We start from the raw sequence: 19,951 nt of genomic DNA, 5'->3' as shown, positions 1-19,951 counted from the left end.
CCCGGGAGGCTACTCGCCGACGGTCGTCACGGACACCGTCCGCGTGCGCGGCCCGTCGCACTCGACCAGCAGTACCGACTGCCACGTTCCGAGCGCCAGCTTGCCGTCTTCGACCGGTATCGTCACGTCCGGTCCGAGCAGCGCCGCTCGGAGGTGTGAATCCGCATTTCCATCCAGTTGATCGTGTGCGTGCCCCTCGTCGGGAACCAGCTCCCGGAGGAACGACTCGAGGTCCCCGCGTAACCGCGACTCGTTCTCCTGGACGATCAATCCGGCCGTCGTGTGCTCGACGAACCCCGTCGCCGTCCCGGACTCGAGGTCAGCGGGAACGGCCGCGGCGATCCGATCAGTTACGTCGACGGTCGTCAGCCGCGCGTCGGTCTCGACGGAAAATAGCTCTCGTGTCATATGCGACTTCTCGTCGGCCAGACACCACTGCGTTACGGTCGCCGGAGTCGAAGACGGAATCAGGAGAGTCGGTCAAGCGCCCAGTCGGCCCGCTCGCGGACGAGCGACGCCGAATCGTCGGCTGCCAGTGCCTCGAGTCGATCCGTGGCCGCCTCGACGCGCCCGTGTCCGAGCGCGACGCACGCGTTCGCCCGCGCTCGGTCGGACTCGTCGGAGAGCAGTTCGAGCAGCGGCTCTCGGGCGGGACCGATCTCCCGATCCGTTGCCGCGGTGACCCGGGCGAGCAACACGGCGGCGTTTGCACGCGTCTCCGGATCCGCCGACTCGAGTGCTCCACCGAGGTCGTCACAGACCGGTTCGACCGCCGCGGGTGCGCGGTTGGCGACATCCGCCAGACAGCCGATGGCGTTGCGTCGAAGCGGCAGGTCGTCGTGGTCGACGAGAGCGATCGCCTGCTCGACGAACTCGAGGCGCTCCGGGGGTGTCTCCGATCGAGTCAACCGACCCAGCGTCGGGAGGACGGGAACGCCGTTGGTCTCCGGATCCGCCGCCAGCGCGTCGGTGAGTACCGGGAGCGCGGAGTGCACCGCAGTCGGCGTCGTCCGCGACACCTGCTGAATCGCGCGGAGTCCCCAGTCGTCGTAGCCGGACCGGCGGTCGACCACGTCCGCGATCGTAGCCGTATGCTCGACCACGGCCGACGGCTGCTCGTCGGCGACGACGGCCAAACACCGGAGGAGTTCTCGAGTCGCCGGCCGGTTCGGATGCTCATCGACGAAGGACACGATCACGCCGACCGACGGCGCGACGTCAGCGGGCGACTCGGCCGCGAGTTCGGCCAGGCAGTACGCCACCGACTCGTGAAACTCGAGCGCTGGCTGCTCGAGCAGTGCGCGGAGCTTCGGGACTGTCGGCACGCAGTCGCCGGGACGCTCGTCGAGCGTGTCGCGAATCGTTTCGACGGCCGCTCGTTGGTCGGTCGGTTCGCGTCTATCCAGTTGTGCGAGGACTGACGGCAGATCGAACGAGTCAGCGTCGACTCGTCGCTGTTCAACTGCCTCGCCCCCTTCCCCATCCATCACGTCCCGAGCATGTGCGATCGTCGGCAAAAGCCTTCCGAGTGTTTACTGCGGTCGAAAACGGTCGAAAGAACGGTCAGGCGAGCCACTCGTCGGGTTTCGTGTCGTAATCGACGTCGTCGGCCGAGAGGTGTTCGACCTCCTCCCACGGAACGTCGTCGATCGTCACATCCTCGCCGTCGTATCGGATGAGTTTGCCGCGCTCTTCGGGTTCGGGCTCCCTGTTGCGCCGTTTCGCCACCTCGATATCGTGTTCGTCGACATCCTTGACGATCGTCAGCAGGTTCACGGGACGGCCCCAGAGTTCGAAGATCCGCTTCAAGGTCTCCCTGGCCTGCCCGAGATCGAGCATAACGCCGTTGTACTGGTGGCCCAACAGGAGTTCGTTCGCGTTGTTGTAGTTCCCGTCGTAGACCGCGATGGTCGGCTTCCCGAAGTTGGTGAACTGCAAGAGCAGCTTCTTCTTGACGTCCTCGGCAGCGTCGCTGGCGACGTGGAACTGCCCCGTGGCCTGGGAGTGTTCGTAGGTGAAGTAGTTGTTCTCCGTGATGAACTCCGTCGTGAGGAACTCATCGAGGAACGTGACGTCGTTGTGACTCTCGCGGATGTCGTACATCCGATCCCAGCCAGCAGCGAACGCCACGTCCGCGAGCGCTTCCTCGACGGTCTCGTAGCGCGCGTCGTCGAAGAGGTAGCGACCGATCTGCTCGAGATCGTTCTGATTCACCCGAGTCAGGAACCCGCGATGCTGGCGCTTGACCAGCGAGTAGTGGCGACGGGCCAACCCCTCGGTAGTCAGCACCTTCCACGGATACTGCTCGACGTCGATCTCGCCATCCCGCGCCTGCTCGAGCGCTTCGCGGTCGACCCACTCGTCGGGAACCTCTTCGAGTCGATCGAGCGTCTCCGGCGTGATCGTCGCGATGGCGTCCGGCGGCTCGAGCGTCTCTAAGACCGCCTCGAAGTCGACGACGTCCATCAGGTTGCGCCAGGAGACGCCCTCGACGCGGAGCAGGCGCTCTAAGACTTCCCGGCGGTTCGTCCGGTTTTCGACGTACTCCCAGAGCTCCATCCCGAGGCTGTAGGGGTTGAGCCCGCCGGATCCGAGCACTTTGGCCATGTGGTCGGCGTAGTTCATGAACTCGTCGTCGCCGGCGAACCCCTCGTCGGTCATCATCGTCGACTCCCAGTAGGCAGCCCAGCCCTCGTTCATCACCTTCGTCATCTTCTGGGCGGCGAAGTAGTACGCCTCCGCACGCATCATGTCGAGGATGTCTCGTTGCCACTCTTCCATTTCGGCCGCCCGACCCGCCTCGTCGTCGAACTGCTTGCCGTGTTCGCGGACGAACGAGAGAACGTCCTTCTGGGGCTCTTCGGGGAAGGTAACGGACTCGTCGCGCTCCTCGAGTTTCTCGAGCCATTCTTCGTCGAACACTTCACCCTTGATTTCGTCCGAGAGCCCGAGTTCGTCGAGTTTCTCCGCGATGTCGTCGTCGAGGTCGTCGCGAGGGCCGTCGATCTCCAGTCGCCGACTGAACACCTGGTGCTGATCGATGTTGTCCTCGAGGCTCAGGCAGTGATCGATCCACTTCTCGACCTCCGCGCGGTCGATCTCCGGATCGGACATGTACTCGTCGATGGCGCGAGCGTGGCGCTCTAACATCGCGGCTGCGTTGACCTGATCGTCGTCGGCCCGACCGCTGGTGAAGAGGCCGAACCACTCGTTTTGTGCGAAGAAATCGGAGTGGGCCTCGACGTGGGTGATCACGGCCTTCTGGTCGGCGATCGTGTTCGACTCCTGGAGGAAGGCGTGGGCCGGATTGTCGTTGTTGACGATCTCGAAGGCCTTCCCGCCGCCGTACTGACCCTGCTTCTGTTGTTTGTCGTACTGCATCCCCCACCGCCAGTGCGGGTAGCGACTCTGGAAGCCGCCGTAGGCGATGAGTTCGTTCATCTCGTCGTAGTCGATGATCCAGTACTTGACGGGGTACGGCTCGAGGCCGAGTTTGACGGCGAGGTTTCTTGCCTCGTCGACCGGTTCCTCGAGATCGGCGGCGATCGCCTGTTTGCGGAATCGATCCGCGTTGGAGTTGCGTTTACTCATTGTCGTCACTCTCCGTGGAGAGGATCTCGTAGATCGCGTCCGTCACGTCCTCCTTGCTGTTGACGTACGCCACCGCGACGTCCTCGGCGTCGGTACCGAAGTGTCGCTCGAGTTCCTCGGCGTGGGTTGCGTTGATCGCGTTGCCGCTGGGTTGGGTCTCGACGTAGGCGTGGAGGTTGGCGTCGATCTGCTCCATCATCGGGATGACGCGCTCGCCGGTGTCGTTGCTCGAGTTCTCCGAGTCGCCAGCCGCGAAGACGTACCGGTTCCAGTCGCTCCATGGGTACTCCTCTAACAGTTCGTTGGCGAGTTCGTACGCGCTCGAGATCTTCGTCCCGCCGCCGCTACGGATGCCGAAGAAGTCGTCGCGTTCGACCTCCCAGGCGTCGGCGTCGTGGGCGATGTAGACGAACTCGGCGTTGTCGTACTTGCCCTGGAGGTACCAGTCCAGCGGCGTGAACGTCCGCTCGACGAGTTCGCGTTTCTTCTCGCGCATCGAGCCCGAGACGTCGCGGATGTTGACCACGACGACGTTCTTCTCTTTCTCCTCGATGATCTCGGGGTGGCGGTAGCGTTCGTCCTCACGGCGGAAGGGGACGTGTTTGATCCCCTCGCGGCGGATCTTCTGCTGGACCGACTCGCGTTCGACGTTCTCTTCTACTTCCTCGATCGAGGCCCACGTGCCGCGTTCCTCGTCGGGAATCTCGCTGTGGGCCTCTTCGACCCACGCCATCGAGACAGGCAGGCTCTCGCCGCGAGCCCACTCGAAGACCTCGCGCGGCTCGATGCCCTCGACCTTACAGAGTTCCTTCAAGAACTCCTCGTCGAAGTCCATCGCGAGCTTTCGCTTGAGTCCCTCCTTGAACATCCGCTCGAAGTCGAGCGTGCTGTTGGGACCGGTCCGCGTCATATCGGTGAAGGGGCCTTCCTTCTCCTCGACGACTTTCTTCCCCTTCGGATCGAGGTCGAGCCCTAACTCCTCGTCGAGCTCTTGGGCGAACTCCTCGGGGTTCATTTCGTAGTACTCGTGCTCGCCGCCCTCCTCGCCGGGCTCGCCATCCTCGCCGTCGTCGTCTCCCGGCTGGGGCTGGGGCTCTCCGACCGGCTGGCCGGGCTGGGGCGTGCCGTCCTCGCCCTGCCCGACGCCGCCTTTGTCGCGTTGGTCGTACTCGAATTCCGGCAGCGAGACGATCTTGACCGGGATCTGGATCGATCCGCGGCCGCCGGCGAGGTCGCCGTACTGAATAAAGTCAGCCAGATCTTCGCGTCGCTGTTCGCCCACCTCACGGAATCGTTCGAGGTCGTCTCTCAGTCCCATCTGTAGCTCACCTGTCCCATAACGTGTCGGCTGGTTAGCTCGGCCGAGGCCGCCGAGTAGTCGAAGAGGTCGACCATCGTGTCGATCGTTCGCTCTTTGACGGTCGCCGTCTCCGTCTCGCTCGGCGGGTTGTCCCACTGACGTGGGTCGAAGTCCTCGAATGTCCGCTGGACGTCGTCCCAGTCGTGGCTCTCGAGGACGCTCTTGATCACCGGAATCGCGGTGAGATCGACGTCCTCGACCGAGAAGTCCTCGTCGCGGTGCTCCCAGGCGTGGCGGTTCAGCGACGTGATCACCTTCTCCCGCCGGAAGTTCCGGACGCTCTCGCGGGGGAGGTTGCCCTCGTACTCGGCCTCCGAGAAGCGACCGAGGTGTTCGATTTCGAAGAGCTTCATCTTCAGCGGATCCGGCTCGACCTCCTCGCCGCGGTCGTTGTACAGCGGCTCGTCGGTCTCCCAGGCGTAGACCTGTTCGACGTAGTCGGCGACGGTCTCCTCGTCGACGCGCTTGTCGTGCATGATCGCCTCGATGACGTCGCTCTCCTGGCGATCGAAGATGTAGTTCTTTACGGGAACGATCCGGTTCTCGAACTCCGAGCGCTCACCCGTCGAGAAGACGGGGGCGTCCGCGAGCCCTTCGGCCATCGTGTTCAGCACGTCTCGCGGCATCACGACGTCCTCGACTGCTAGCTCGGAGTGGTGGCGATCCCGATCGGTCTGGATGAGTTCCGCGAGCGTGTCCCGCGTGTAGGTAACCGGAATCCCGTGTTCACCGTCGTGGGCCTCGCCGTTGAAGTCGAAGTCGTCTTTCTCGCGTCGCGTGTCCCCTTCCTGCAGGTAGCCCTGATCGTAGATCAGCGCCTTGTCGACGAGATCGAGGCCGTTGGGCAGGTTCTCCTCGTCGAGTCGCGTCACGACCGCGTACAGCGCAGCGGCTTCGATCGCGTGGGGCGCGAACTCCTCCGTTCGCGTGTCGCCACCCTGATCCTTGACCGAGACGCGAACCGGCTCACGGATCCGCTCCTCGAGTTCCTCGTAGCTCTCGGCCTCCCAGACGGCGGACTCGTTGGTCAGTTCGCGGCGGATCAGCTCCGACTCGAGGCTCAGGTTCGTCAGGTAGCCAAACTGGTGTTTGTCCAGCCGGCGTTTGAGCGCCTTCAGTGGGTCCATCCCGTTCCGGTCGGAGTGCTGGTTGAGCTGGGCCTCGAGGTCGGGGTTCGAGATGATCAGCATCTGCGTGTCGACGTCCATCCCGATTCCCTTGTCCAGTTTGACGGACTGTTCGTCGGGGACGTTCAACAGTTTCTGCAGCAGGTCGGCGTGTTGGGCCGCGTCCTCGACGATGGTGAGGACGCCGTTGCCCTGTGAGAGGACGCCGTCGTAGGAAAACGCCTGCGGGTTCTTGCGCCCGCGCGAGTCGAGTTCTTGGAGCATGCCGTGCATCCAGGAGCCGACGAGTCGCTCTTTAGGCGGGCCGTCGTCCTCGCTGTGGAGGACGCCGACGCCCTGGCCGACGTCGACGACGTAGTTTTTCACGCGCAGGTGGTCGTCGTCGGTGATCGCCGAGAATAGCGCTTCCTCACCGTCGCGGCGGTAGCGCTCCTCGAGGAAGTCGTACGCCTCCCGGGAGAACGGGTCGAGTTTCGCGTCGACCCGAACGGGAACGTGGTCATCGAGATCGCCGTTGAGGTCGTCGAGCACTCGCTCGCGGACCTCCTCTGGGAACACCGACAGCGGGTGGGCCTGGACGGGGCTCTCGTACCAGTGTTGGTCGTCGCTCGCCGTGGGGTCGCCGCTACCGTAGCTCAGACCGCGGTCTTCGGCTTCGGCCGTCGTGACGTTCCACTCGACCGTGTACCGGCGACCCTCGGGAGTCTTCGAGTACTCGCGCAGCCCGTTGACCAGACAGCGCTTGAGTTCGGATTTGCCCGTCGCCGTGGGACCCTCGAACCAGATGATCTTCTCGTCTTTCGCTCGGCCCGCAGCGATCGATCTGAGGTCGTCGACGAACCCGTTCAACACCTCGGTGTTGCCGAGGATCGCGTGTTCGCCGTCGTTGTGCGGGTCGTCGAAGAAGCGATACCGCTCTTTCTCCTCGCCTTCCTCGACCACGGTCCGAGTGCCCGCCGCCTCGATCGCCTCGAGGAGGTACTTCGAGGCGTGGGAGGCGATCGTCGGGTTCGCGAAGATCCGATCGACGTAGGTCGCGAGGTCCATCGGCTCCTCGTAGGTCTCCTCTAAGGTGCGGTCGGCCTCGGTGACGTAGTCGTTTCCGGTCATATCAATCCATCTCGGCTTTGGCAACCTCCGCACCGGCGAACTCGAGCACTTCCTTCGCGCCGCCTTCGGAGTAGCCCTGTTCGATCAGCGCGTCGATCCACGAGGAGCGCTCGTCGTCGTCGAACTCGTTGGCGCTGACCAGCGCGGAGAAGTTGATGTTGTGCTTCTTGTCCTCCCAGAGTTTGCGCTCGAGTGCGCGGCGCAGGCGCTCGTTGTCTTGTGGGTTGAACGCTTCGCCCTCGCGTGCGCGACGGGAGACCCAGTTCGACACTTCCTGGCGGAAGTCCTCCTTGCGGTCCTCGGGAATGTCGAGTTTCTCCTCGACCGAACGGAGGAACGTCTCGTCGGGTTCCTGCTCGCGGCCGGTCAACTCGTCTTCGATGGTATCGTCGTCGATGTAGGCCATCACGTGGTCCATGTACTTCTCGCCCTGGCGCTGGATCTCGTCGATATCGTAGGCCAAGGCGTGACGGACGTCCTCGATGGCTCGCTCCTTGTACTCCTCGCGCACGGTCTCGAGGTAGCGGTAGTACTTCTCGAAGTTCTCCTCGGGGATCGAGCCGTGGTGCTCTAAGTTCTCCTCGAAGAAGTTGAACACCGTCAGCGGCGAGAGGAACCCGCGGCTACGGTGTTTGGAGTCCATGATCGCCTCGGCGATCTCGTCGCCGATGAACCGGGGCGAGACGCCGACCATACCCTCACCGATCTCGGCCTTCTGTTCGGCCTCGTCGCGGAGCTTCTTGATGTCGATGTCGTCGCCCTCGTCGATCTCGCCGTTGTACGCCTTGGCCTTCGAGAGGAGGTCGACCGTCTCGGTGTCGGGCTCTTCGACCCGCGTGAGGACGCCGAACAGCCCCGCCATCTCCAGGGTGTGGGGCTCGACGTTGATATCCGGCACGTCGGCGTTGTTCAGCATCTTCTCGTAGATGCTGGCCTCGTCCTCGTAGGAGAGGACGTAGGGGAAGTCGATCCGCTTGGTGCGGTCGTTGAAGGCCTCCATCTTCTCGTCGCCCTTCTTGTCTTTGTACTCGGGCATGTTCGTCCGGCCGACGATCACCTGGTCGATGTCGATCCGGGGGTTGTTCTTCGGCTTGATCGTCTGCTCCTGGGTCGCGTGAAGGAAGTCGTAGAGGAACTCGCGCTGCAGCTTCAGGAGCTCTTCCCCGCTGAAGATCCCGCGGTTCGCGTTACAGAATGCACCGGAATAGTCGAACGCGCGCGGGTCGCTCTCACCGTAGATGGCGATCTTCGAGTAGTTGACGTCGCCGGTGAGCTCCGTCTCGTCCTGGTTCTTTTTGTCCTTGGGTTCGAACGTCTCGAGGCCCTGTCGCTTGTTCTCGTCTGCGACAAAGCGGACGATCTCGACGTGGTTCTCTAAGACCTGCTGGAGGTCGTCGTCGTAGTACGCCAGCAGTCGGTCCATGTAGAACTCGCTCTCGGGGTCTAGGGCCTGCTCGTTCTGGATCGTGTACGGCGCATCGAGTCGCTCGTTGAGGTCATCGAGCACGCGCTGGCGCTGCTTGAGCGGGAGGAGCACGAGCGGATCCTGGTTCATCGGCGACCGGACGGTATCGTCGGAGGGATCCTGGTCCTTGATGACATCACAGAGGTTGGTCCAGCGGAAGGTGTACATCCGTCCCTCCTCGCGGAGCGTGTAGTCCTCGAAATACTTGCGGACCTGTTTGTCGAAGTGGGACTTCCCGGAGCCGACCGGTCCGAGCAGGAGTTTGATACGCCGTTCGGGACCGAGCCGGCGGGCACCCGATTTCACCTTGTTCACGAACTCGTGGATCGACTGGTGGATCACCTTCCCGTAGAAGGTGTTCTCGCCGTCGCCGAGGGGATCCTCGCTCGCGAGCAGGTACTCGACGACGCCTTCCGTCTCGTCGTAAGCCGTCCCGTAGTAGTCGAACATGTCCGCGACGCGCTGGTGAGCGTTGCGGGTGATCTTTGCGTCCTCGTAGCACTCCTGTAAGTACCAGTCGAAGGACTTGGTCTCCCGCAGGTCTGCGGGCATCGATTCCTTGTAATCCGTACTGAGCGTCTCGAGTGTCTCGATGTCACCGGTCATGGTATCATTGCCAGTTGCGATCTCCCCCGTCTGCATCGTCCGTGATCACACGGAGTGGTCGGAGCGGACGTCGTTCGACCACCACTCTCGTCGCGGTCAAACCGTCGGGATCCGTCGAGCCGTGTCACCATCGACCACACATCGTCACGGCAGTCGGCAGGCTTCGGGAGTAACTCGCTCTCGAAACGAACCGAACTGCGGCGGGCGGCGGTCTGTCGTGCCATATGTGATCGATCACCACTCACGTTGCGCGACGACCTCCTCAGAGGCTCGGACAACGGCGCGCCGGGGACGGGCGCGGAGTGGATCGGTCCGGCGAACGGATACCGATAGTATTTAATGAGTGAGTAATCCAGGTACTTAAATTTGGCCCCAAAAGATATTTATCAGAATATTATTCCACCGAACACCTGGGTGGAATGTATATTGTCCCACGCTACCACACCACATTTTAGTCGATCGACGGCATAAGTTCCGGGCCTGCAGCGGCCGGTTTCGCTCGTGCGCGCTCGTCATGTAAACACACCGCATACCTTTGCCTCGAGTCCCAGCGACGACGAGGCTTTAGGACCGCCCGACCTACTGCCACGTATGACGAACTCGGAGACCGACGCGGATCCCGAATCGCTGCGTTCGTCGCTCCCCGACGCGTGGACCGTCTGGAGTCAGGGCGACGACGGCCGCCTCGTGCTCGCGTATCGACCGGACGTTTTCAACGCCGACGACTTTCCGGCGGCCTGTCTCCCCACACTGTACCTGACCCACGGAAAACGCACCCGTCGCCCCGGAACTAACCCGACCAGCCGTCCGACCAACGACTGGTACGTCACCCTCTATCTCGAGCCGGACGTCTCCGCCGACAACGAACGGTTCGAGACGCGCGGCGAGGCGCTCGAGCGTGCGCTCGACCTCGCCGAAGCGTTCGACGCCGGCGAGGTCGACTACCGCGGACTCTATCAGGTGCCCCGCGAGGCGTACTTCGATCGACTGGACGAGCTGACGGGCACGGTCGGAGACGGCGATTCCGAGAGCGGACTCGCCTAGCCGGCCATCGCGACGAGCGCGGCGGCCGGCGATCCGTTGGTCGACAAGTCGACACGTGAGTCTTAACCGGCGTCGCGAAGTAGAGATCCGTATGTCGACCGTTACGCTCGTCGGAACCCGGCTCGCCGACCCGGGAACCGAGTTCGTCTACCACGGCGAGGCCGACGCCTGCGCCGGCTGTCCGTATCGCAGTCAGTGTCTCAACCTCCAGCCCGATACCAAGTACCAGATCACGTCCGTCCGGGAGAACGCCCAGACCCTCGAGTGCGCCATGCACGACGGCGGCGTCCGCGCCGTCGAGGTCGAACCCGTCTCCGTTCGTGCGAACATTCCCTCCAAGGGAGCGTTCGCCGGCAGCAAAGCGAGTCTCTCCGGTCCCTGTCCCTACGTCGAGTGCCCGAGCCACGAGTACTGCGAACCCGACGCCGTCGAGTTCGACGAGGAGTACCGCATTCGCAACATCCTCGGCGACCCACCACACGAGGTCTGTCACCTCGACCGATCGCTCGAGCTGGTCGAACTCGACATCGACGAGTAGGGTCTCGAGGGGTTCCGGCCGAGCCGTGTGAACACCACTCATTTCGTTCTCGCAGAGCTATCATGTACCGAGTTGTTTTTGATCGGCCCACACGAACTACCGAGATATACCCGTGCTGTCGGTTGAACTCCACGCTCACTCCGCGCTCTCCTACGACGGCCGAGACTCGGTCGAGTTGATCCTCGAACAGGCCCAGGCCGTCGGTCTGGACGCGATCGCCGTCACCGACCACGACGAGATCGACGCGAGCCTCGAGGCCGCCGAACGCGCCCCCGAGTACGGACTGGTCGGCATCCCCGCCATGGAGATTTCGAGCAAGGCCGGCCACATCCTCGGCTTCGGACTCGAGGACGCTGTGCCGCCCGGCCTCTCCTACGAATCGACGCTCGAGGCCATCTGGGAACAAGGCGGACTCGCGGTGATCCCCCACCCCTTCCAGGAGTCGCGCCACGGCGTGATGGCCCGCATCTCTCGGGACCAACTCGCCGAGGGCGACGCGATCGAGGTCTACAACTCGCGGCTGCTTACCGGCCGCGCGAACCGACAGGCCGAACGGTTCGCTAAGTCCCACGACCTGCCGATGACCGCCGGCAGCGACGCCCACATTAGCGAAATGGTCGGTCAGGCTGTCACCCGCGTCGAGGCGGACGACCGCTCCGCCGACGCCATTCTCGAGGCGGTTCGCGAGGGGAAGACCACCGTCGAGGGCAAACGAACGCCGTGGCATATCAGCTTCCGACAGGCTGCAGGAGGTGTCACCCGCCGCGTACGAAACGGCGTGCTGGGGCTCTTCCAATGATGCTTCGCGGCGCCGACCCCGACATCATTCGCGACGCCCTCGAGAGCGGCGATCCGCTGCCGGGAACGACCGGTTTCGCCGGCGAACTCGACGGCACGCTTGTCCGCGACGTACTCGGCCGCGTGCCCGTGTACGTCGACCGCGAGAGAGATAGTAACACACCAGCCGCCGACTGGGCATTCGAACCGACGTCCCTCGAGAACCCGACACTCCTCCCCGCCGGGAACGCGCTCGACCTGACGATCCCCGACGCCGAACCAGAACGTCGCTGGACGCTCCCCGATCCCGAGCCGGAGACGAACCACGACGCCGCACTCGAGCAACTCGCCGCGGCGATCGAAACCGCGGCCGACGACGCGCTCGACACCGACCGCGATATCGCCGTCGCCTTCTCGGGTGGCGTCGACTCGGCGCTGGTCGCCGAGTTACTCGACGCCCCCCTGTACGTCGTCGGTTTCCCCGACTGCCACGACATCGAGGCCGCGCGGACGGCCGCCGAGGCGATGGGGCGGGAGTTGACCGTCGTCGATCTCGAGCCGGCCGACCTCGAGGGAGCGGTGCCGGACCTCGCTCGCGCGACCGGCCGTACGAACGCGATGGACATTCAGATCGCCCTCCCCCTATATCTCGTCGGGGAGCGCATCGCCGCCGACGGCTTCGACGCGCTGGCGGTGGGCCAGGGTGCCGACGAACTGTTCGGCGGCTACGAGAAGGTCGTCCGTCTCGACCACCGCGTCGAAGCGGAGACGACCCGCGAGGCCGTCCGCGAACAGATCGCGACGCTCTCCGAGCAGCTTCCGCGGGACGTCCACGCGATCGAAGCGACCGGTCTCGAGCCGGTCGCTCCCCTCCTCCACGACACCGTCGTCGATGCCGCGCTCCGCCTGCCCGACGAACTGCTGGCCGACGAGACCGAGCGCAAACGCGCGCTCCGTCGCGTCGCCGCAGACTCCCTCCCCGAGGAGGTCGCCTCCCGCGAGAAGAAGGCTGTCCAGTACGGTAGCCTCGTCGCTCGCGAACTCGACCGCCTCGCCCGACAGGCCGGCTACAAGCGCCGAATCGACGACCACGTGACGAAGTACGTCCGCTCGCTGCTCGAGGACGATCCGGAGCCGCCGACAGCACCCTGAGTTGCCGACGCCGTCGCTTCGTTCGTTCCTGTCGACTCGACTCCGTCTCGAGATCTGGTAGCTCTGGCCGCAAACGGCCGTCACCAAAGTCGTGCCTGCCGATTCCCGGCCAACCTATTTATGTTCGTTCGGTGGTCGTTTTGCTATGGGAGAGAAAACGAACACCGAAGAGAAGGTCTCGCGGGAAGAGGCAGCGGATCTGGTACAGGAGCTCGCACAGGAGATCCGAAGCGGCGGTGTTGCCGAAGTCCGTGTCGGCAACAAGATGCTTAAACTGTCGCCCGCGCCGGAACTCGAGTACGGCATCGAGGTACAGGAGCGATCACCGATGCTCGGCGGTCCGCGCGAAGAGATTACGGTGACCCTCGAGTGGGAAGTCGAAGAAGAGCCCTGAGTGCCGTCGCCCGATACTCTCGGTCCACTGCGCCGCTCGAACCGACGCGATAGGGGCCGTTAGTCCTCGAGTTCGGTTGGGAGCTGGTTCTCCGGGCCGCCCTCGACGTTGTCGGCGACCGTGCGGCGGTTGGTTTCGCCGATGCGGTCGGAGACCTCCGCGACGAGGTTCTCGACGGTCTCCTGGACCTCGCTCTCGTCGTCCTTGACGATCGCCCCCTCGCTGCCCTCCGCACCGAAGTCGGGGTGGATCGGGATCTGGCCGAGCAGCGGGACGTCGTACTTGTCGACGATCGTCTTCGCCCCTTCGGTGCCGAACAGGCCGTGCTGGTCGCCACAGGACGGACAGACGAACGAACTCATGTTCTCGACGACGCCGAGCACCGGCGTGTCGTGTTTGTTGAACATCTGAATCCCCTTGCGGGTGTCGTCGAGCGCCATCTCCTGGGGCGTCGTGACGACGACCGCACCGGTCACCGGCATCGACTGTAAGAGGTTCAGCGTCGCATCACCCGTCCCCGGCGGGAGGTCGATGATGAGGTAGTCCAGTCGACCCCACTCGACGCCCTCCAAGAACTTCAGCATGAACTTGTTGACCATCGGACCGCGCAGGATCGCCGGATCGTCCTCCTGTTCCGTCATCATTCCCATGCTAATGACCCGGACGCCGTCCGAACGGGGCGGGACGATGTCTTCGTTGGGCGTCACGCCGGGTTCGCTCTCGACCGGCAGGATTCGCGGGATGTTCGGCCCGTGAATGTCGGCGTCGAGCAGGCCGACCATCGCCCCGCGTTTTTCGAGACCCGATGCGATGTTCGCGGCGACCGTCGTCTTGCCGACGCCACCCTTCCCGGAGGCGACGGCGATGACGTTGCGAACCCGCGGCAACACCTCGTCGTCGAAGCCGTGTTCTTCGCCGACGTGTGCGCGCAGGTCCGCCTGAAGGCCCGCCTCGTCACAGACTTCGCGGATTCGGTTGCCCAGTTCCATCTCGGAGGGCGCGTACGGGGCGTTGAACGCGAGGTCGATTCGGGCGGTCTCGTCCTCGATTCGGACGTCGTTGACCAGGCCGAGTGAGACGATGTCCTCGCCGATATCCGGATCTTCGATTCCCTCGAGTTTGATCTGGAGTTCGTGTTCTGTAATGCTCATAATACGTCGTATGCGTTATCCGAGCATAAGGGAGCCGAACGGGATACGTGTGATGGTTCGGCGTACGAACCCGCCGGGGAGTACCGGTTCTCGAAGTCGTGCTCGAACTCGAGACCGGTCCCATACTGTCTGCTGTAAGTCATTCTCGGAGGCCGTGACTCGTCCGCGGTCCCACCGGCAAATCGGTACAGCAAACCGTATCAGGAGAGACTGGGCGCCTGCCCGTAGAAGATGATCCCGATCAGGACCGTCATGATGAGCATGGAGACCCACATGCTGGTCGCGATGCCGACGAGATAGGTGACCCCGAGCAGTCCGGTCTTCGTATCACGCGGCTCACCGGCGAACCATGCGATGAGCATGACGTAGATCGGGAGCAGGACGATTCCGAAGATAATGTAGGTTCCCTCGTTTGGAAACCCGGTCCACCCTTCGTTCGCCTCGTAGCCGTGATAGAGGACCGCCGACAGAATGTCAATGAGTGTCATAAGTGTGTTTGACCACCCGTTGGGGTCGTGGTTTCCCCTGACTGTGCATGGGTCTCATAACGGCAGGCCGTAGTCACCGTCGAACGGTTGGCGAAGCCCGCTCGAGAACGAGGCATCTGCCTATAAACGCACGCCCTTATCGGCGATCAGAGCTGCCAGCAAAAATCGTCAAAAACCGAGACGAAAAACCCAGAAATCGGTTCGACCGATCGGGTTAGAACAGGAACCCGAAGATCGGGATGTCGCCAGTGGGGCCGGGGGAGCCGAGTGGCTCCGGCAGACCGCCGTAGAACACGAAGCCGATGATGATGGTCAGGATGAACATCCCGATCCACATCTGCGCCGTGATGGCAACGAGGTAGGAGACGCCGAGCATCCCGGTCTTCGTGTCGCGGGGTGTGCCGGCGAACCAGGAGACGACCATGATGTAGATCGGAACCAGGACGACACCGAAGATCAGGTAGGTTCCGATGTTGGGGAATCCGGTAACGCCGTCGGTGCCACTGTAGCCGTGGTAGAGCGGTTCCGCGAGTGCGGCGATGGTACTCATGCTTTCACCTCTGATTCAGTCGTCGTTTCATCTTCTTCGTGTCCGTGCGCGTGGTCGCCGCGAAGGTGTTCGACCGCGTGGAGTTCGACGACCGGAACGACCTTCGAGACGACGAGGAAGATCAGGACGACCATCCCGATCGTTCCGACCAGCGAGAGCAGTTCGATGGCGCTCGGGAAGTACGCCCCGGGCGTCGCCGCGTAGATCTCGAACTCGGGGTGGAGGAATCCTTCGACGACGAAGATCAGTTTCTCGATGAGCGTCGCGAACAGCACCGCCAGCGCCGCGACGATGGCTCGTCCCTTGCTAAAGAGCGACGGACGAATCGTCTGTGCGAAGATGTACGCAAGCGTCGCGAAGACCAGGGTCATCGCGGTTATGTAGATCGGGTGTGTGATCGTCGCTTCCTGTGCGACCTCCGTGCTCACCGGTGCAGCGAACAGTCCGACAACGTTCTGTTGGAGCTGCAGCCAGAGGAAGAGGAGAGAGAAGAAGCCGAGCCACAGGAGCAGCCCGCGGAAAACGTCGTCAGTCATGATGTGATCCCAGTCGTACGCACGACGGAACGCGTAGGCGACGATAATGACGCCGCTGATGGCCGAAGTAAGCGCGATCGTCAGGAACTGTGGTCCCTGTACTGCGCTGAACCAGGCCGGCATGCCGGGAAGCACCGCGAACAGCCACGGAATCACACCGCCGTGAAGCAGGAGCGGGGCCATGATGATGATCGCGAGTGCGAGCCACCAGACCATCCGCTCGACGATTTCGTCCTCGTCCTCGGTGTAGCCGAGGGTCAGGACGTTGTAGACGGGCGAGAAGTAGCCGGGCAGATCGTCACGGAGACGCGTAATGTCGTACCGAAGCGTCAGTGCGAGGTAGGTCGCCGTCAGCACGAAGTAGGCCGTGATGACGGTCACGTCCCACACCAGCGGCGAATTGTTCACCGTGATGTGGTAGTGTCCCAGCACGCTCGTGACCATCCGGTCCGGACGGCCCATGTGGACCAGAATGTAGAAGCCGGCCGCGGAGAGACCGGCAATGGTCAGCAGTTCTGCGAGGCGGGCGACCGGCATGTATCGATCCATGCCGAGCAGTCGGACCGCGGCGGAGAGGATGATCCCGCCGTGAGCGATCCCGACCCACCAGATGAACGCGCCGATGTACAGCCCCCAGGTCACACCGCCACCGCTCCCCCAGTCGGAGAGTCCGGTGACGGCCATCCCTTCGGCCAGCTGGTACATCCAGCCGACGAGGAAGGCCCCGAGCGCCAGTGCGCAGATCCCGAACAGGATGAAGTACTGTTTCGAGACATTGTTAACTGGGCGAAGGATGTCGGCTTCGGTTGGTGATTTCGTACTCATCGTTACCACCCTCCGAGGTTCAGTCCCGTGTCACCGACGGTCTTCTCGTCGAGTACGTCCTTGCGGTTGTCGACGAGTTGCACGCGGTCGCCGTCCGCGCGCTGGTAGGAGATGTTCTCGTAGGCGACTCCCGAACCGGTCGGCTCACGCTGTTCGGCGTTCGGACCGGGCTCGTTGCCGAGGTAGACGACGTTCGGGTTGGTCCCCATATCCTCTAGCAGTCGGAAGTTCGACGACGGCACGCCGGCGAACGCCTCGAGGAGGTTCTGTGCGGCGTCGACGTCCGGGCCGTCGAACTCGTCTTCGTCCTCCTCTTCGTCTTCTTCACCGTTCTCCTCTTCCTCACCGTTCTCGTCGTCGCCGTTCTCGTCCTCGTCGTCGAGTTCGGTTTCGCCGGGTGCATCGGCGAGACCGAGTTCCGAGAGTACTTCTTCGCTTTCGAGGTCGAGTCCGTGATCCGAAAGCACCTCGAGGGCGTTCTGAACGTCTTCCTCGTAGCCGGCGATGGTGCCATCGCCGGCGGCCATCTCGGTTTCGGCGGTAATCTCGATCGCGAGCAGCAGTCCGAGGGTATCCTCGTCCAGACTGGTCGCGTCGAGGACGGATTCGAGGTCGTCGTCCTCGCCGTCGAGATCCTCTTCGAGGGATTCGGTGAATTCATCGCCGACGGAGAGCAGCGACAGCGTGCGACCGCGGCTCGGGTTCGACGCGTAGACCTGCGGGTCGCTGGTGTCGTCGCGCATGTTCCCGAAGTTGATCGCATCCGGCGGACAGGCCTCCTGACAGGCCGTCGTGCCGACTCTGTCGTCGCCCATACCGGCGTCCTGCCGGGTCGGGCACATCGTACACTTGCTCATCGTGCCCCGCGGGGCGCGGCTGTCGACCCAGCGGTCACGTTCGTCGACCATGTGGTCGCCGCCCATGCCCATGTCGTCAGCCTGCTCGGCGATCTCGTCGGTCGTGATATCCGGTTCGTCCCACTGGAAGTAATTGACGCCGTACGGACAGGCAACCTGACAGTATCGGCAACCGATACAGACGTCGTAGTCTGTCAGGACGAGGCCGTCCGAGTCCCGAGTGTGTCGGGCCGTCGTCGGACAGACCTTCTCACAGGGCGCGTCGGTACAGTGCTGACACGGTCGAACGAGCCGGTTACGGCTGTTCTCGGGGGTGCCCTCTCTGGGTTCGTCGTACTCGAGGACGTACATCCAGTTAACACCCTGGTCGAGGTTGTTCTCCTCGGCGCAGGCTTCGACGCAGGAGAGACAGCCGTCACACCGCTCGAGGTCGATGGCCATCCCCCACTGGAAATCGCCGTCTCCCTCGTCGTTGTCACCTTCCTGAGAGATACCGAGACTTGGTTGGCTGTCGTCGACGGTGCCCCACGCACCGAGTCCGACGGCCGCTGCACCGACGCCCATCTTCTTCATGACGTCGCGGCGACTCTCGTCACCGTCGCCGTCGAAGGCCGAAAGCATCCGGCCCATGGCGCCACTCGACTCCTCCTGAGACTGCTCGTAGGCAGCTTCAGTCGGGCGGTCGTCGACGCCGAACTCGTCCATCACATCGTCGTGATACTTCTCGTGGAATTCGGCTTCCGAGAGTTCGCCCTTGGTGACCCGCATCGCGTCCTGGGCCATCTGCATACCGAGATCAGAATCGTACTCGGTCTCGTCGAGCATCCCCTCTAGTTCAGTTTCCCACTCTTGGCCGAGCGGGTGGAAAGATTCGTCGTCCGTGCTCATTCCGATCGAACACCTCGAGACGAGAATCCGCTCGATGCGAAGTAATTACACGCCGACACGCAGTTGAATACGGTCATCTATGGATCCTCTGTACCGCACTCATAACTAGATAACGTTCAAGTGTAGAGCCGATTTCCACGAAATGAGAATTGATGCGAATATGTTCGTCTATATTTAAGGGGCGCATAATAGACACTACCTGTGCTGTCAGGTATAGCAGATTGAGCACAGTCACCGCGAGCGAGAAATAGTCGCGCTGGAACGATAATAAAAAGTATAGCGGTTTTTGAACGCTCGTCGTGAGGTACATGTCACCGACGAACTAGCTACCGAACTCGCGTCCGCAGCTGGCGTGCATACGGCGACGAGACCGGCAGGAACCGAACTGATTCGGGCCGGTACCTACGGTCGAGGAACGCCGAGGGTCGAGTATGACTGATTCCGATCAACCGCCGACACCGACGGAACAACGCCGTCTCGAGGCGCTCGAGGAAACCCCACACGCACACCTATTCGACGGCGAACCGCAGACGATTCGACTCGCGCTGGCCGACGGTGAACGGATTCCGGCACATCAACATCCCGATCGAGAACTCGTCCTCCACGTCCTCGAGGGTCACCTCACGGTGTCACTCGGCAACGACGAGTACGACGTTCGAGAGGGTGACGTCGTCAGATTCGACGGGGCACAGGAAATCTCTCCAAAAGCACAGGCGGACACGACGGCACTGCTCGTGTTGGCGCAGCGAGCCGACTGATCAACTGCTCGCGAGCGGGTCCTCGACTCGCTCCTCAGTATCGACACCTGGCAGATCCTCGACGAACCGTTTGATGATCCCCTCTTCGGCCCGGTGAAGCGTCTCGCTGCAGGTCGATTTCGCGATGTCGAGGTGCTCCGCGAGCTCCGTCAGTGAACTGCGTCGGGGCGTGTCGTAGTAGCCCTCCTCGACGGCGGCGACGACGACCTCGAGCTGTCGGTCCGAGAGCAACTGTCTCTCGTGGAGTCGCTCGCGGACGTGTTCGATCCGGTACTGGAGCCCGAACTCCTCGAGCTGTTCGGCGAGTTCGGCGAGCCGGTTCCGCGAGCCAGTCACCTCGACTGTCGCCTCGCCGTCGACAATCTCGACGGGAAGTTCGATCGGCATTCCTGACTCCCGAGAGGAAAAAAGCAACAGCGGGGCGGTCGTCTCGAAGTGAACGGTCACCTCGTTCTCGCTCCACTGTGCGAGCGAGAGCTCGGTAATCTGGGGATGGTCGCGCATCTCCTCGACGATGTCTGCGACCTCCGGGCCGGCGATCCGGACGAGGGCGAAGCCGGTCTCGGAGTCGGGGACCGCGGCCAACACCCGAAAGCTCGCGGTCGAATACGCCGTCGAGAGCTGTTGAATCCAGACCTGTTCGGGCATCGTGATTGTGAGTGTCGCCTGGGCCATAGGAACGTGTTCCGTTCGTTACTATATACCCGTGCCGTCGAATATATCCGCGACCGTTC

At 63.0% G+C, this 19,951-nt stretch carries 18 protein-coding genes; 6 read left to right on the top strand and 12 right to left on the bottom strand.

Features of this window, described 5'->3' with window-relative positions; genetic code table 11:
• Window positions 1-9: 9 nt before the first annotated feature.
• From NATTI_RS0100640 to NATTI_RS0100615, 6 genes are all read right to left on the bottom strand, one after another.
• Window positions 10-408 carry a secondary thiamine-phosphate synthase enzyme YjbQ gene (locus NATTI_RS0100640; RefSeq protein WP_006091483.1) on the bottom strand — a complete coding sequence of 133 codons (399 nt, stop codon included), beginning with the start codon at window positions 406-408 and terminating at the stop codon, window positions 10-12.
• Between the two features lie 59 nt (window positions 409-467).
• Complete coding sequence (locus NATTI_RS0100635; RefSeq protein ID WP_006091482.1) at window positions 468-1,487, bottom strand: HEAT repeat domain-containing protein; 1,020 nt, start codon at window positions 1,485-1,487, stop codon at window positions 468-470.
• Window positions 1,488-1,563: 76 nt separating this feature from the next.
• Window positions 1,564-3,591 (bottom strand): SpoVR family protein, encoded by a 2,028-nt coding sequence (locus NATTI_RS0100630; protein ID WP_006091481.1) that lies wholly within the window; start codon window positions 3,589-3,591, stop codon window positions 1,564-1,566.
• The gene (locus NATTI_RS0100625) at window positions 3,584-4,909 is read right to left on the bottom strand and encodes a YeaH/YhbH family protein (protein WP_006091480.1); all 1,326 of its coding nucleotides are present in this window, start codon (window positions 4,907-4,909) and stop codon (window positions 3,584-3,586) included. The genes NATTI_RS0100630 and NATTI_RS0100625 overlap by 8 nt, the downstream gene beginning before the upstream one ends.
• The gene (locus NATTI_RS0100620; protein WP_006091479.1) at window positions 4,900-7,188 is read right to left on the bottom strand and encodes a PrkA family serine protein kinase; all 2,289 of its coding nucleotides are present in this window, start codon (window positions 7,186-7,188) and stop codon (window positions 4,900-4,902) included. The genes NATTI_RS0100625 and NATTI_RS0100620 overlap by 10 nt, the downstream gene beginning before the upstream one ends.
• 1 nt (window position 7,189) lies before the next feature.
• Entirely contained in the window at window positions 7,190-9,259 is a 2,070-nt protein-coding gene (locus NATTI_RS0100615) for a PrkA family serine protein kinase (RefSeq protein WP_006091478.1), read from the bottom strand.
• Between the two features lie 591 nt (window positions 9,260-9,850).
• On the opposite strand from NATTI_RS0100615, the gene NATTI_RS0100605 reads away from it, so the two are divergent.
• From NATTI_RS0100605 to NATTI_RS0100585, 5 genes are all read left to right on the top strand, one after another.
• Complete coding sequence (locus tag NATTI_RS0100605; protein WP_006091476.1) at window positions 9,851-10,303, top strand: DUF5820 family protein; 453 nt, start codon at window positions 9,851-9,853, stop codon at window positions 10,301-10,303.
• A gap of 91 nt (window positions 10,304-10,394) precedes the next feature.
• Window positions 10,395-10,841: a UPF0179 family protein gene (locus tag NATTI_RS0100600; RefSeq protein WP_006091475.1), complete on the top strand. Its 447-nt coding sequence runs from the start codon at window positions 10,395-10,397 to the stop codon at window positions 10,839-10,841.
• Between the two features lie 112 nt (window positions 10,842-10,953).
• Window positions 10,954-11,640, top strand: a complete 687-nt coding sequence (locus NATTI_RS0100595) for a PHP domain-containing protein (protein ID WP_006091474.1) — start codon at window positions 10,954-10,956, stop codon at window positions 11,638-11,640.
• Window positions 11,637-12,770, top strand: coding sequence for an asparagine synthase C-terminal domain-containing protein (locus NATTI_RS0100590; protein ID WP_006091473.1), 1,134 nt, complete (start codon window positions 11,637-11,639; stop codon window positions 12,768-12,770). Before NATTI_RS0100595 ends, NATTI_RS0100590 begins: the two co-directional genes overlap by 4 nt.
• A 145-nt stretch (window positions 12,771-12,915) precedes the next feature.
• The gene (locus NATTI_RS0100585) at window positions 12,916-13,164 is read left to right on the top strand and encodes an amphi-Trp domain-containing protein (RefSeq protein ID WP_006091472.1); all 249 of its coding nucleotides are present in this window, start codon (window positions 12,916-12,918) and stop codon (window positions 13,162-13,164) included.
• A gap of 59 nt (window positions 13,165-13,223) precedes the next feature.
• Here the strand turns inward: NATTI_RS0100585 and NATTI_RS0100580 are convergent, their stop codons facing one another.
• The 5 genes from NATTI_RS0100580 to NATTI_RS0100560 form a co-directional block, all read right to left on the bottom strand.
• Window positions 13,224-14,315 (bottom strand): Mrp/NBP35 family ATP-binding protein, encoded by a 1,092-nt coding sequence (locus NATTI_RS0100580; protein WP_006091471.1) that lies wholly within the window; start codon window positions 14,313-14,315, stop codon window positions 13,224-13,226.
• Between the two features lie 200 nt (window positions 14,316-14,515).
• On the bottom strand, window positions 14,516-14,803 hold the full coding sequence (locus NATTI_RS0100575) for a hypothetical protein (RefSeq protein WP_006091470.1): 288 nt from the start codon (window positions 14,801-14,803) through the stop codon (window positions 14,516-14,518).
• A 214-nt stretch (window positions 14,804-15,017) separates the two neighbouring features.
• On the bottom strand, window positions 15,018-15,353 hold the full coding sequence (locus tag NATTI_RS0100570) for a hypothetical protein (RefSeq protein ID WP_006091469.1): 336 nt from the start codon (window positions 15,351-15,353) through the stop codon (window positions 15,018-15,020).
• Entirely contained in the window at window positions 15,350-16,714 is a 1,365-nt protein-coding gene (gene nrfD, locus NATTI_RS0100565; protein ID WP_006091468.1) for an NrfD/PsrC family molybdoenzyme membrane anchor subunit, read from the bottom strand. Before nrfD ends, NATTI_RS0100570 begins: the two co-directional genes overlap by 4 nt.
• A gap of 2 nt (window positions 16,715-16,716) precedes the next feature.
• Window positions 16,717-18,459, bottom strand: a complete 1,743-nt coding sequence (locus tag NATTI_RS0100560) for a 4Fe-4S ferredoxin N-terminal domain-containing protein (protein ID WP_006091467.1) — start codon at window positions 18,457-18,459, stop codon at window positions 16,717-16,719.
• 431 nt (window positions 18,460-18,890) lie between these two features.
• Between NATTI_RS0100560 and NATTI_RS0100550 the strand changes: the two genes are divergently transcribed.
• Window positions 18,891-19,217 carry a cupin domain-containing protein gene (locus NATTI_RS0100550; protein ID WP_006091465.1) on the top strand — a complete coding sequence of 109 codons (327 nt, stop codon included), beginning with the start codon at window positions 18,891-18,893 and terminating at the stop codon, window positions 19,215-19,217.
• Here the strand turns inward: NATTI_RS0100550 and NATTI_RS0100545 are convergent, their stop codons facing one another.
• Window positions 19,218-19,892, bottom strand: a complete 675-nt coding sequence (locus NATTI_RS0100545) for a helix-turn-helix domain-containing protein (RefSeq protein ID WP_006091464.1) — start codon at window positions 19,890-19,892, stop codon at window positions 19,218-19,220. It lies immediately after the preceding gene.
• Between the last annotated feature and the right edge of the window lie 59 nt (window positions 19,893-19,951).

The sequence above is a fragment of the Natronorubrum tibetense GA33 genome, from assembly GCF_000383975.1.
GTDB lineage: Archaea > Halobacteriota > Halobacteria > Halobacteriales > Natrialbaceae > Natronorubrum > Natronorubrum tibetense.
Note: the sequence above shows the minus strand (reverse complement) of the source record. Positions and strands in the feature narration are given on the sequence as shown.

Coding starts and splice junctions, on each gene's coding strand:
- NATTI_RS0100600 (WP_006091475.1), top strand. CDS start 10,395: ATGTCGACCGTTACGCTCGTCGGAACCCGGCTCGCCGACCCGGGAACC.
- NATTI_RS0100575 (WP_006091470.1), bottom strand. CDS start 14,803: ATGACACTCATTGACATTCTGTCGGCGGTCCTCTATCACGGCTACGAG.
- NATTI_RS0100590 (WP_006091473.1), top strand. CDS start 11,637: ATGATGCTTCGCGGCGCCGACCCCGACATCATTCGCGACGCCCTCGAG.
- NATTI_RS0100545 (WP_006091464.1), bottom strand. CDS start 19,892: ATGGCCCAGGCGACACTCACAATCACGATGCCCGAACAGGTCTGGATT.
- NATTI_RS0100560 (WP_006091467.1), bottom strand. CDS start 18,459: ATGAGCACGGACGACGAATCTTTCCACCCGCTCGGCCAAGAGTGGGAA.
- nrfD (WP_006091468.1), bottom strand. CDS start 16,714: ATGAGTACGAAATCACCAACCGAAGCCGACATCCTTCGCCCAGTTAAC.
- NATTI_RS0100640 (WP_006091483.1), bottom strand. CDS start 408: ATGACACGAGAGCTATTTTCCGTCGAGACCGACGCGCGGCTGACGACC.
- NATTI_RS0100630 (WP_006091481.1), bottom strand. CDS start 3,591: ATGAGTAAACGCAACTCCAACGCGGATCGATTCCGCAAACAGGCGATC.
- NATTI_RS0100625 (WP_006091480.1), bottom strand. CDS start 4,909: ATGGGACTGAGAGACGACCTCGAACGATTCCGTGAGGTGGGCGAACAG.
- NATTI_RS0100615 (WP_006091478.1), bottom strand. CDS start 9,259: ATGACCGGTGACATCGAGACACTCGAGACGCTCAGTACGGATTACAAG.
- NATTI_RS0100605 (WP_006091476.1), top strand. CDS start 9,851: ATGACGAACTCGGAGACCGACGCGGATCCCGAATCGCTGCGTTCGTCG.
- NATTI_RS0100580 (WP_006091471.1), bottom strand. CDS start 14,315: ATGAGCATTACAGAACACGAACTCCAGATCAAACTCGAGGGAATCGAA.
- NATTI_RS0100550 (WP_006091465.1), top strand. CDS start 18,891: ATGACTGATTCCGATCAACCGCCGACACCGACGGAACAACGCCGTCTC.
- NATTI_RS0100585 (WP_006091472.1), top strand. CDS start 12,916: ATGGGAGAGAAAACGAACACCGAAGAGAAGGTCTCGCGGGAAGAGGCA.
- NATTI_RS0100635 (WP_006091482.1), bottom strand. CDS start 1,487: ATGGATGGGGAAGGGGGCGAGGCAGTTGAACAGCGACGAGTCGACGCT.
- NATTI_RS0100620 (WP_006091479.1), bottom strand. CDS start 7,188: ATGACCGGAAACGACTACGTCACCGAGGCCGACCGCACCTTAGAGGAG.
- NATTI_RS0100570 (WP_006091469.1), bottom strand. CDS start 15,353: ATGAGTACCATCGCCGCACTCGCGGAACCGCTCTACCACGGCTACAGT.